Origin of the sequence: Floccifex sp., assembly GCF_051873555.1 — a bacterium.
Taxonomy (GTDB): Bacteria; Bacillota_I; Bacilli_A; order Erysipelotrichales; family Erysipelotrichaceae; genus Floccifex.
This window is the reverse complement of the sequence record NZ_JBJEEY010000062.1, coordinates 1-12,216: the sequence shown is the minus strand read 5'-3', so window position 1 is coordinate 12,216 and position 12,216 is coordinate 1. Positions and strand designations below refer to the sequence as shown.

Annotated in this window: 10 protein-coding genes; 8 read left to right on the top strand and 2 right to left on the bottom strand. The window is 32.9% G+C overall.

All coding sequences use genetic code 11. The features are described from left to right. The 4 genes from ACI32A_RS03485 to ACI32A_RS03470 all read left to right on the top strand — a co-directional run. Positions 1-149 (top strand): 4Fe-4S binding protein (locus ACI32A_RS03485; RefSeq protein WP_439753636.1); only part of this gene is annotated, 149 nt, incomplete at its 5' end. Between the two features lie 50 nt (positions 150-199). Beyond that, positions 200-1,639 carry a tRNA (N6-isopentenyl adenosine(37)-C2)-methylthiotransferase MiaB gene (gene miaB, locus ACI32A_RS03480; protein ID WP_439753634.1) on the top strand — a complete coding sequence of 480 codons (1,440 nt, stop codon included), beginning with the start codon at positions 200-202 and terminating at the stop codon, positions 1,637-1,639. 15 nt (positions 1,640-1,654) lie between these two features. Next, the gene (locus tag ACI32A_RS03475; RefSeq protein WP_439753633.1) at positions 1,655-3,328 is read left to right on the top strand and encodes a ribonuclease J; all 1,674 of its coding nucleotides are present in this window, start codon (positions 1,655-1,657) and stop codon (positions 3,326-3,328) included. A gap of 373 nt (positions 3,329-3,701) precedes the next feature. Beyond that, positions 3,702-5,558 carry a DNA translocase FtsK gene (locus ACI32A_RS03470; protein WP_439753635.1) on the top strand — a complete coding sequence of 619 codons (1,857 nt, stop codon included), beginning with the start codon at positions 3,702-3,704 and terminating at the stop codon, positions 5,556-5,558. On the opposite strand, the gene ACI32A_RS03465 is transcribed toward ACI32A_RS03470, so the two are convergent. Further along, entirely contained in the window at positions 5,555-5,956 is a 402-nt protein-coding gene (locus ACI32A_RS03465; protein ID WP_439753632.1) for a competence protein ComK, read from the bottom strand. The genes ACI32A_RS03470 and ACI32A_RS03465 overlap by 4 nt on opposite strands. 47 nt (positions 5,957-6,003) lie before the next feature. Then, complete coding sequence (gene plsY, locus ACI32A_RS03460; RefSeq protein WP_439753631.1) at positions 6,004-6,621, bottom strand: glycerol-3-phosphate 1-O-acyltransferase PlsY; 618 nt, start codon at positions 6,619-6,621, stop codon at positions 6,004-6,006. A 71-nt stretch (positions 6,622-6,692) separates the two neighbouring features. Between plsY and ACI32A_RS03455 the strand changes: the two genes are divergently transcribed. The 4 genes from ACI32A_RS03455 (at position 6,693) to lysS (ending at position 11,955) form a co-directional block, all read left to right on the top strand. Further along, positions 6,693-8,402: an AAA family ATPase gene (locus ACI32A_RS03455; protein ID WP_439753630.1), complete on the top strand. Its 1,710-nt coding sequence runs from the start codon at positions 6,693-6,695 to the stop codon at positions 8,400-8,402. Between the two features lie 8 nt (positions 8,403-8,410). Continuing rightward, positions 8,411-9,049, top strand: coding sequence for a 5-bromo-4-chloroindolyl phosphate hydrolysis family protein (locus ACI32A_RS03450; protein WP_439753629.1), 639 nt, complete (start codon positions 8,411-8,413; stop codon positions 9,047-9,049). Positions 9,050-9,060: 11 nt separating this feature from the next. Beyond that, positions 9,061-10,182 carry a toxic anion resistance protein gene (locus tag ACI32A_RS03445; RefSeq protein WP_439753628.1) on the top strand — a complete coding sequence of 374 codons (1,122 nt, stop codon included), beginning with the start codon at positions 9,061-9,063 and terminating at the stop codon, positions 10,180-10,182. Between the two features lie 285 nt (positions 10,183-10,467). Then, complete coding sequence (gene lysS / locus ACI32A_RS03440; protein ID WP_439753627.1) at positions 10,468-11,955, top strand: lysine--tRNA ligase; 1,488 nt, start codon at positions 10,468-10,470, stop codon at positions 11,953-11,955. Positions 11,956-12,216 lie beyond the last annotated feature (261 nt).

The following is a 12,216-nucleotide window of genomic DNA, read 5'->3' as shown; positions in this document are numbered from 1 at the left end:
CTTGCATCGGTTGTGGTGCTTGTGTAGGTGGATGTCCAGTTGGTGCATTATCACTTGATGACGAAGGATTCTCTGTATGTGATGGAGATACTTGCATCGATTGTGGTTCATGTGTTGGAACTTGTCCAGTAAGCGCAATTACTCAATAATATAAAAATAGATGCCAAGCTTTAAGCTTGGCTTTTTTTTGGAGGTAGTCATGAAACAAAAAGCAGGTTGGATCTTGCCAAATTTAAAAGAAGCACAAAAACGAACAAAAAAAGAAACAGAACGAATTAATTCCTATATCATTCCGGAAAATGCACGTTTTATAGGAATCAATCATTCGTATTTTATTTCAACTTATGGTTGCCAGGCCAATGAAAGAGATTCTGAAACACTAGCTGGTATCATGGATTCCTTAGGATTTTCAAAAGTTGAAGATGTTGAAAAAGCGGATGTGATTTTGATTAATACTTGTGCTATTCGTGAAAATGCGATGGAAAAAGTTTTAGGAGAAATCGGAAATTTTAAACGCTTATATCGACAAAACCCGGATTTAGTTATTGGTGTATGTGGCTGCATGGCACAAGAAGAAGGTTTTGTGGATCGTTTATTGGAAAAATATCCACAAGTTCGTTTATTGTTTGGAACGCATAACCTGCAAGAACTTCCAAGCATGCTATATTCCGTCATGTATGAAAAACAACGTGTGGTTCGTATTTACTCTCGTGAAGGCGAAGTTTATGAAAATTTACCAGTACATCGCTTTGGAAAACATAAAGCATGGGTTAATATAATGTATGGATGTGATAAGTTCTGTACATATTGTATTGTGCCATATACGCGTGGAAAACAAAGATCTCGTTATATGGATGAAATCTTAGCTGAGGTTAGAGAATTAAAGGAACAAGGATATAAAGAAATAACATTATTGGGACAAAACGTTAATGCGTATGGAAAAGATATTGATGATCAATATGATTTTGCGACATTACTTGAAAAAGTAGCACAAATTGGTGTACCACGTATTCGATTTACAACAAGCCATCCATGGGATTTCAGTGATGAAATGCTGGATGTGATTGGTAAATACGAAAATATCATGCCATTTATTCATCTTCCTTTACAATCCGGTGACAGTAAAATATTAAAATTAATGGGACGTCGATATAGTCAGGAAGAATATATTTCATTGTATAATAAAATTATCGAACGCATTCCCAATGTAGCAGTCAGTACCGATATTATTGTAGGATTTCCAAATGAAAGTGATGAACAATTCCAGCATACATTGGATGTTGTGAATTATTGTAAATTTGATAATGCTTTTACTTTCATTTTCTCACCTCGTCCAGGTACACCTGCTTCAAGAATGGAAGATTCAATTTCATTGGAAACAAAAAAAGCTCGTTTAGCTTTATTGAATAAAACATGGAATGGATATGCTCTAGAAAAAAATAAAGCCTATATTGGAAAAACAGTAACGGTTTTAGTGGATGGATTTAGTAAGAAAAATCAAATGGTTTTTTCAGGATATACAGAAACAAATAAACTGGTAAATTTTACAGGAAATCATATTCAGCCAGGGGATTTTGTGGAAGTATATATTGACGATGCCAAGACATTTTCTTTAGATGGACATGCCATTGAGAAATAGAAAAGAGGTGAATGTATGCCAAATGTAGCAGCGATACATGAAAAAATTCGAATTTTCTCTTTAGGGGGATTGGATGAAGATGGAAAAAACATGTATTGCATTGAAATTGGAAATCAGATTTATATTATTGAAGCAGGAATCAAGTTTCCAGATGAAAAAGAATCACTAGGAATTGAATATATTGTACCGGATTTTACGTATTTAATTGAAAATAAAGACAAAATTGCCGGGATAATCATTACTCATGCTCATGACGATGTTATGGGAGCTTTGCCTTATTTATTAAAAAATATTAAAGCCGATATTTATTCTTCGCCATTGACAGCAAAATGCATACGACGTTTGTTATCGAAAGAAAAAATTAAAAACGTACAAATTCATGAAGTCAAGCGACATGATCAAAAACGAATTGGAAAACATAAAGTTATATTCTTTCCGATTACGCATTCTGTTCCTGAAGCCTTTGGAATTGCGATTTCAACAAGCCAGGGATTCATTGTGTATTCGGGTGAATTCATTGAAGACTATACAGCTCTAAGTGATGCATATCGAGGTGATTTTACAACACCGGCACAATTTAGAAATGAAGGCGTTTTGGTTTTGATGCAAGATTCAAAAGGGGCGGATCGATCGGGTCATACAGCACCTGATCATCGCATTGCCCCTCATTTTGCCAATATACTGGAACGCTATGAAAATAAACGAATCTTTGTGAGTGTCTATACACAAAGTATTTTCCGTGTACAGGAGTTAATCGATACATGTATTAGTTTCAATCGAAAAATTTTATTATATACAGAAGAACTTCGTCAATTGGTTGAAGATTTAAAAGATATTGGATATACCATTCCAAAATCCATTATAGCCAATTCTAACCAGACGGATTTATCGAATGTTGTGGTTTTGATTGGTGGAACGGGAAAATCTTTAATGAGTTTGTTGAGTAATATCTGTAATAACGAAGTTGATGATATTGATTTTACTCCAGAAGATGTCATAGTACTAACGACACCGGTTTTACCAGGCGTAGAACGTGAATTTAAACAAATGGAAAATGATATTTATAAAGAAGGTGGCGAAGTCATCATGCTGGATTCTCAAACAAGAAGTATGCATCCAAGTCAGGAAGACTTAAAGATGATGATTTTTGCGACTCGTCCTAAATATTATTTACCAGTCAAAGGAGAATATCGTAAATTGGTTATGAATGCCAATGTGGCATTGGAAATGGATTATTCGCCAAGTGAAATTGTTATTTTAGACAACGGTCAAGTGGCAACATTTGAAAATAAAAAACTTCGTTCTTGTTCTATGGAAATGGATTTACATGAAAATCTGATTGACGGAAAAGAAGGCTGGGACATGGCTGGTGTGGTTTTAAAAGATCGTGAGATTTTATCCACAGATGGTGTTATGATTTTAGCTATTGGAATTGATAGTAAAACAAAGAAAATCATCAATGGACCGGATGTTCAAACACGGGGACTGGTTTATTTAAAAGAAGCCGAGTATTTAAATTCGGATGTTTCTAAGATAATGGAACAAACCATTGAAGATGCTGTTAAAAATCGAACATATAATAACTTAGATACGCGAAATGAAATTCGTGATAAAGTGGCTCGATATTTATTTAATAAAATTGGCAAAAAGCCAATGATATTATCAGTTATTTTAGAAATTAATACTTAGGAGGTGAGTTTTCGTGGCAAAGGCCAAGAAAAAGAAATCTTCATCTAAAAAGAATACAAAACAACAACAAACGAATTGGGGATATATCCTCACCTTCGTTTGTTTCATTGTTTTTTCTATTATTGCGATATGCCAATTCGGTATAGTAGGAAAAAGTCTATATCGATTGGTATCCTTTTTATTTGGATATTTAGCCATTCCTGTATGTATTGGCATTATATTTGTCAGTGGATATAGTTTAATGAAAGATATTCGTTCTTTATTTGAGAATCGTTATTGGATTGGAATACTGTGTATTTTTTTAGCAACCTCTTTATTATTAGCTATTTTAGAATTTAAACCCAATTCAGCTTCTTATGGCATTACCTATACCATGGCTAATTTTGTAAATACATTCAAAGGAACCATTACATTAAAAAGTGGAGTTCTAGGCTCTTTATTAATGGCATTGTTTGTAGGGTTGTTAGACTACAATGGATCGTATTTTATTGTTGGTGTAGGCTATATTGCAGGTGTCATTTGCATTGGATTTAATGGCTTAAAGAAATTGGTCGAAGAAAAGCCAAAAATTGAAAAGCCAGTTCGAATCAAAAAAGAGAAACCACAAAAACAGGAATCTATTTTTCTAGATTATGATGAAAAAAAAGAAAAGAAGTCTTCTTTATTCATAGAAGCTGATCCAGTTATGGAAAAAGAAGAAAAAATTGAAGTTGTTCATCCTGAAATCAAAGAAGAACCAACTCAAAAAGAGGAACCTGTACATTATGTTGTGGATTATTCCAATGATTATTCTAATTATAAATTAGTGAATCTTCGCTCTGTATTAGATCCTTGTTCTCGTCGATTAAAAAAAGATGCCAATATGTCCAATGCCAATAAACAAGGAACTTTATTGATTGATATATTAAATCAATTTGGTGTAAATGCAAAATTAGTGGATATTCATATTGGACCAAGTGTAACAAAATTTGAAATCAAACCCGAATTAGGGGTTCGTGTTTCTAAAATTGCCAATCTTCAAGATGACATTAAAATGGCATTAGCAGCCAAAGAAATTCGCATTGAAGCACCGATTCCAGGAAAAAGTGCAGTGGGCATAGAAATACCGAATGAAACAACTTCAACTGTACAAATGATGGATTTGATGATGTCTATTCCTTCTTCACTCCAAAATAAATCGTTGTTGTTTTGTTTAGGAAAAGATTTATCGGGTGAAAATATTTATGGATTACTGGATAAAATGCCACATTTATTAATTGCGGGAGCAACGGGATCCGGGAAATCAGTTTGTGTGAATTCTATAATTTGTTCGTTATTATTAAGAACAAGACCTGATGAAGTAAAATTAATTTTAATTGATCCAAAAAAAGTGGAATTTACACCTTATAATGATGTACCCCATTTATTAGCGCCTGTTATTACCGATGGTGATTTAGCTAATAAAGCTTTAAAAGTCATCGTTAAAATGATGGACGATCGCTATGAATTATTTGGACGACTAGGTGTTCGTAACATTCAGGCCTATAATATGCACCTGCAACAACATCCTGAAGACTCTTTAAAACCTCTTCCATGGATTGTGGTCATTATTGATGAGTTAGCGGATTTGATGTTGGTGGCAGCCAAAGAAGTAGAAGCCAGTATTCAACGTATTACGCAATTAGCTCGTGCCGCTGGAATCCATTTGATTGTAGCTACCCAAAGACCAAGTGTAGATGTTATTACAGGTGTTATTAAAGCCAATATTCCTTCGCGAATTGCTTTTGCGGTCAGCAGTAGTGTAGATTCTCGTACAATCTTAGATCAAGTCGGGGCTGAAAAATTATTGGGAAATGGAGATATGCTTTATCTTCCAAATGGTCAAACAACGCCTTCTCGAGTACAAGGTGTCTTTATAAAAGATGAAGAAGTTAATAAAATTGCTCAGGCCATCAAGGCCCAAGCTAAACCAAATTACGATGATACTTTGATTGGTTTAAAGGATTTACAGATGCAAGGACAAGAAGTTAATGCCGAATGTGCAGATCCTTTATATAATGATGTAAAAGCATTTGTGATTCAGTCTCAAAAAGCCAGTACTTCTTTCATTCAGCGGCGTTTTTCAATTGGTTATTCAAGAGCGGCTCGTTTAATGGATGTATTAGAAGAAAATGGGATTATTGGACCAAGCAATGGTTCGAAGCCAAGAGAAGTTTTAGTAAAAAATAATGTTGAAGATGGAATGGATTAGATCATAAGAAGGTATCTTTGAATATGAGATACAATGGATTGAATTCGTTTTGGATTTTGACAAGTGAAACATGTATTGTCTTTAAAATAGATGATACATGTTTTTTCTTTAGTTTCTATGGATTTTATTTCAAAATAATTGATGTAAATGACTTCAGGATTGGAAATAGAAGTAATGGGGAAATATATTTCTGTAGAAGAAATATAGACAGGAATGAATTTCTTTTGTTTGGTTAGATAAGAAAAAGAGTGTTTGCGACCATTTATATCCGATCCCTTTTCTAAACATTTCTGATTTAAATAACTATGAATCGAGGATGCTTCATTTTTTTCAATACCATCTTCTTTGACTTTACAAACACAGCTTTTGGCATAGTCATAATATAGATAATTGCTCATAAAAAAAACTCCTATTTCCATTATAGAAAATAGAAGTGAAAAATAAATTACATCCAGGAAATTTTATTTTCGTTTCCTTGTTTAATGCGCTCCATATTGGAACGATGCCGATAAATTACTAAAATTGTCATGAGCCAGGAAGCAATGATAATAATGATGTTGTTGACATCTAAAGAGAATAATTCACTTGTGATAAAGACACTTGAATATAGAGCAGCACAAATACTGGCTAATGATACGAATTTAAATAAATAGAGCATGATAAAGAATAAAATGAATGGGCCAATAAAATACCATGCATCTTGAAACGTAAAAATAGAAATACTTAATAAAAAGCCAAATAAAGTACTCACTGCTTTTCCGCCTTTAAAATGTGCAAATACAGGATAACAATGACCGATGCAACAAGCAACTCCAGTTAAAATCGATGCACTGGAAGATAATAAAGAAGAAAGACCAACAGCCAATACAACTTTTAATACATCACAGACAATGACTGCTATTCCAGCTTTCTTTCCTAATACACGACCTGCATTGGTTCCTCCTAAATTTCCAGATCCACTTTGACGGATATCGGTATTATAAAAAACTTTTCCAATCACAAGAGCAAAGGGAATGGATCCAAGTAAATATCCAATTAAAATACTGCAAATAATTTTTATCATATGTATCACCGTTTATATTTTATCAGATTTTAAGAAAAAAAGGAGAATGAATATGATAAAATATATTCAGTATGAAAAAGAGTAGACAAGAAGAAATTGAAGAACTTCAAAAGCGTGTTTTTAGTAAAAACCGAGCATTAGATGATATGTTTCTTCAACAATTTCAAAAAGAATTAGAAAAAGATTTTCAACTGGATGAAAAAGAAAAAATCATAAAACTTTATTCGCAAGAAGAAGCAATGGAACAAATGAAAAAAATTATGAAACGAAACACAAAGCCACATATAATTTTGGTTTTAGGTCCAAAGGGTTGTGGAAAACATACATTGATTCAGTCTTTTTTGAATACAAGCTGGTTAGATGGTTGTCAATATACAAATAGTGAAGATGAAAAAAATTTCATTCAGGATTTTTATCAAACAACAAAGAGTACAAATCCGTGTCTGGCCTTTGAAAATATTGAAAAAATCCATCCTTCTTTATTAAATTCCATCAAAGAAATATTTATTCATGGTTCTTTATCTTTAAAGAAGCGATATATTCAATCAAAAAATCAACTCCAGGAAACAACTTCAACCATTGTTTCACAAGCCATTTCCAGTCTATGTATTTCACAGGAATATATTGTATTGGTTTCTTCTCTTTCTAAAACAAAATTAACAGAGATTTTAGGACTGGATTGGATGTCTTCTTTTCAGGATGTGATTGAATGCAAGGCATTTAATCAGAAAGCCATTGATTGTATGATTGAAGATCAAATGAAAGAAATTTCAAATCAATATCATTGTATATTGAATGAAAGTGTAAAAGATTTTTATCAGCAGCATTTTAATCCAAAAGAAAATGCATATAGTTTAATAGAAGTTTCAAATTTGATTTCAAAGGCATTGGACAAAATGCAAGCCGAAGATGGTTTTGAATTGATTTTTGATGGGGTATTAAAAATCAAAGGAAAAGAAGAAGATATATTAAATGGTGTTTTAAATCATCGCCATGATTCTTTAGAATCGATTCAAAAGGAATTAAACGAAATTGTTGGACTTGATGAAGTAAAAGATTATATTTATTCTTTAGAAAATTTATTAAAAGTACAAAAGATGCGTGAAAAACAAGGTTTAAAAAGCGATAGTATTTCTATGCACATGATTTTTACAGGAAATCCAGGAACTGGAAAAACAACCATTGCACGTATTTTATCGAAGTATTTACAAGCTATGGGTATTTTATCGAGTGGACAACTGATTGAAGTATCTCGACAAGATTTAATAGGACGCTATGTTGGCCATACAGCGCCTTTAACCAATTCAGTGATTCAATCGGCATTAGGCGGTATTTTATTCATTGATGAAGCATATTCTTTAAATCGAGGAAAAGATGATTCTTTTGGCTTGGAATGCATTGATACATTGGTAAAAGGAATGGAAGATCATCGAGATTCATTGGTTGTGATTTTAGCAGGATATGAAAAAGAAATGAATGAATTTTTAGATAGTAATTCCGGTCTTCGTTCTCGTTTTCCGAATCAAATTCATTTTAAGGACTATTCCCCCAATCAATTGGTTCAAATTTGTCATTCCATCGTGAAAAGTAAAGACTATATATTACATCCAGAATGTGATGAAATATTATTGAATTATTTTAGTAAAACGGATTGTTCTGGAAATGGGCGTTTTGCGCGTAATCTTGTTGAAAAAGCAATTCGTCAACAAGCAAATCGAATTGTGAAAGAAAATCCAGAGAATTTAATGGAATTAAGAGGCATTGATTTTGTTTTAGAGTAGGTGGTTGTATGGCAAATGTGATTAAGAAAAAGAAAAAAATAGTTTCAAAGAAGCCTTATATTATTGGACTTGTTTTATATGGTGTTTTATTAATTGGAAATGGTTTTGAACATTTTATTTCGCCAGCAATTTTTTCATTGGCTGTTTTCTATTTAAGTAAGGTATTGATTTTTAGAGATCGTTATATTCAAGTGGAAGAAGAGGTGCAATATGAGGATATGGATGTTAAAGATATCCTTGCTAGTGGAAATGTTTATTTAGATTCATTTGAAAAAGCCAGACGAAAAATAAAAAATTATGAAGTAAGAGTGGATGTAAGAAATATTATTCATATTTCCAATCAGATTTTAGAAGAAGTTAAAAACGATCCAAGTGATGTAAAACATATTCGAAAATTTATTACGTATTATCTACCAACTATTGATAAGTTATTAACTTCATATGTGGATATGGAAGCCGTAAAAGAGACGGATCAAATTATTCAGTCAAAACGAAAGATTGAAGAATTATTAAAAACGGTTCAAAAAGCTTTTGAATCATTATATGATTCGTTATTTGAAGATGAAGCCATTGATTTAATGACAGAGGCTTCGGTTTTAGAAAAAGTCATTGCCCAGGAAGGGCTTATTCATGAAAAGAAATTCTAGGAGGAGTAAAGATGGCTGATAAAATTGTATTGACATTAAATGATGAACAACCTGTAGTGGAAGAAGTTAAACCAGATGTTCCACCGATTCCTGAATATAAGGAAGAAGATATTTTAACGGCTGAGGAAAGAAAACAAGTAGAAGATTTTGTCAAACAAATTGATATTACACAGTCGAATGTTGTTTTACAATATGGAAATGCCGCACAAAAGAAAATTGCTTCTTTTTCTGATAGTACACTTCAAAGTGTAAAAACAAAAGATCTTGGTGAAACAGGAGATATGTTGTCGGATTTAATTGTGGAATTAAAGGGTTTTGATGCTTTAGAGGAACAGGAAAAAGGATTGGCTGGTTTCTTTAAGCGTCAATCGAATAAGGCACAGGGATTAAAAGCAAAATATGAATCGGCAGAAAAAAATGTAGATAAGATTGTGCATTCTTTAGAGGATCATCAAATTCAATTGATGAAAGATATTGAATTACTGGATCAGTTATATGAAAAAAATATGGTTAATTATAAAGAATTGACTATGTATATTTTAGCTGGAAAACAAAAATTAAAAGAAGTTCGTGAAAAGGATTTACCGGCTTTAGTGCAACGTGCTCAAAAAACGGGATTGGCAGAGGATTCTCAAAAAGCCAATGATTTAGCTCAATTATGTGAGCGTTTTGAAAAGAAAATTTATGATTTAGAGTTAACGAGAAATGTGGCTTTACAAATGGGTCCACAAATTCGTCTGGTTCAAAACAATGATACATTAATGACAGAAAAAATTCAGTCAACTATAGTGAATACGATTCCTTTATGGAAGTCTCAAATGGTGATTGCTCTTGGTTTAAATCATTCAAAACAAGCTATAAAAGCGCAGCAGGCTGTAGATGAAATGACGAATTCTTTATTAAGAAAAAATGCAGATTCTTTAAAACAGGCAACCATTGATGTGGCAAGAGAAAGTGAAAAAGGAATTGTGGATATTGATACGTTAAAACATACAAACAGTCAATTAATTTCAACTTTAGATGAAGTTGTAAAGATTCAAGATGAGGGTCGTCAAAAACGTAGAGAAGCGGAAGTGGAATTGGCGCGTATTGAATCGGAATTGAAGAATAAATTGTTAGAAATTCATAAGTAATATTGACAAAAACAAAAGAATTGTTTACGATACTAGGGCAAAGGCAAAGAAGAGGACGAGTAGCTTAATCCTGAAGCAAAGAGAGGTTCTGGATGGTGGAAAGAATCGTGAAGGGTTTTGTGAATAAAAACTTGGAGCTGTATGTAATTCCTGCATTAAAGGAAGCACTGTTAATAGACAGTGGCAGAGGTTTTCTAGAGTGATTTAGAAAATGAATTAGGGTGGTAACACGACATTCGTCCCTATGGATGGATGTCTTTTTTTATGGATAAAAGGAGAATAAAAATGGCAGAGATTAAATTAACGGAACAAGAAAAAGTTCGACGTAAGAAGATGCAAGAATTAAGAGACATGGGAATTGATCCTTTTGGGCAAAGATACGATCGAACGAGTACTTCAGCTAAGATTATTGAACAATTTGATTCCTATTCAAAAGAAGAATTACATGAAATGAATGTGAGTGTGAAAATTGCGGGTCGTATTATGACCAAGCGCCGTCAAGGAAAAGCAGGTTTCATGCATATTCAAGATAAAGATGGTCAAATCCAGATTTATGTTCGTAAAGATGAAATCGGAGACGATCAATATGAAATCTTTAAGAAAAATGATATTGGAGATATTGTAGGAATTGAAGGAACAATCATGAAAACCGATCACGGACAATTATCAGTTCGTGCCAAAGTGTATACACATTTATCAAAAGCACTGCGTCCATTACCTGAAAAATACCATGGATTAACGGATGTAGAAGAACGTTTCCGTCGTCGTTATGTGGATTTGATTATGAATCCAGATGCGAAACACTTAGCTATCACTCGACCAAAAATCATTCGTTCCATTCAAAAGTATTTAGATGGACAAGGATTGATTGAAGTCGAAACACCTGTTTTACAACCTATTTTAGGAGGAGCCAGTGCTCGTCCATTTATTACGCATCACAATACATTGGATATGCCTTTCTATTTAAGAATTGCGACAGAACTTCCTTTAAAACGATTAATTGTTGGTGGTTTAGAAGGTGTATATGAAATTGGTCGTTTGTTCCGTAATGAAGGAATGGATGCCACACATAATCCAGAATTCACAACTGTAGAAGCCTATGTTGCGTATTCAGATTTAGGTGGAATGATGGATTTGATTGAAGGTTTATTTGATTTTGTTTCAAAAGAAGTATTAGGAACAACTGAAATTACGTATCAAGGACAGGAATTGTCTTTAAAAGCGCCTTTTAAACGAATTCATATGGTAGATGCCATTAAAGAAGCTTGTGGTGTGGATTTCTGGCAAGATATGAGTTATGAAGAAGCAGTAAAGATTGCGAATGAACATGGAATTGAAGTGGAAAAAATTCAAAATACAGTAGGACATATCATTAACTTATTCTTTGAAAAATATGTAGAAGAAACCATTGTTCAGCCTACGTTTGTATATGGACATCCAACTTCCATTAGTCCATTAGCCAAGAAAAATAAACAAGATCCACGTTTTGCGGATCGTTATGAATTATTTATTTGTGGACATGAATACGCTAATGCTTTCTCTGAATTAAACGATCCAATTGATCAAAGAGAAAGATTTGAAAAACAATTGGAACTACGTAATTTAGGAGACGATGAAGCCAATGAAGTCGATGTAGACTATGTAGAAGCATTGGAATACGGTATGCCTCCAACAGGTGGAGTGGGACTTGGAATTGATCGCTTTGTGATGTTGTTGACGGACCAAAGAACAATTCGTGAAGTTTTATTGTTCCCGCATATGAAGAACAGATAATTCATAATACACTATAATTCTTTATAAACTTACAGATCATTGATTTTTCAGTGATCTTTTTTTTATTATCCACTTTATTGAATATTTCTTTTGAATACAAGTATAGAAAAAGGGAGTTTGAGTTTGCAAAGCTTATTTATTTGTCTTATCCTCTATGATAATGATAATAGCAAAAGAAATCTATTTGCGCATCAATAACATATATTCTGTATTTGTCAATCCAAAATTGAGCCACCTTATCAGTTTAAAATTGAGCCACCT

Excerpts from the sequence above, each read along its gene's own strand:
- miaB (WP_439753634.1), top strand. The coding sequence starts at position 200 with ATGAAACAAAAAGCAGGTTGGATCTTGCCAAATTTAAAAGAAGCACAA.
- ACI32A_RS03475 (WP_439753633.1), top strand. The coding sequence starts at position 1,655 with ATGCCAAATGTAGCAGCGATACATGAAAAAATTCGAATTTTCTCTTTA.
- ACI32A_RS03470 (WP_439753635.1), top strand. The coding sequence starts at position 3,702 with ATGGCTAATTTTGTAAATACATTCAAAGGAACCATTACATTAAAAAGT.
- ACI32A_RS03465 (WP_439753632.1), bottom strand. The coding sequence starts at position 5,956 with ATGAGCAATTATCTATATTATGACTATGCCAAAAGCTGTGTTTGTAAA.
- plsY (WP_439753631.1), bottom strand. The coding sequence starts at position 6,621 with ATGATAAAAATTATTTGCAGTATTTTAATTGGATATTTACTTGGATCC.
- ACI32A_RS03455 (WP_439753630.1), top strand. The coding sequence starts at position 6,693 with ATGAAAAAGAGTAGACAAGAAGAAATTGAAGAACTTCAAAAGCGTGTT.
- ACI32A_RS03450 (WP_439753629.1), top strand. The coding sequence starts at position 8,411 with ATGGCAAATGTGATTAAGAAAAAGAAAAAAATAGTTTCAAAGAAGCCT.
- ACI32A_RS03445 (WP_439753628.1), top strand. The coding sequence starts at position 9,061 with ATGGCTGATAAAATTGTATTGACATTAAATGATGAACAACCTGTAGTG.
- lysS (WP_439753627.1), top strand. The coding sequence starts at position 10,468 with ATGGCAGAGATTAAATTAACGGAACAAGAAAAAGTTCGACGTAAGAAG.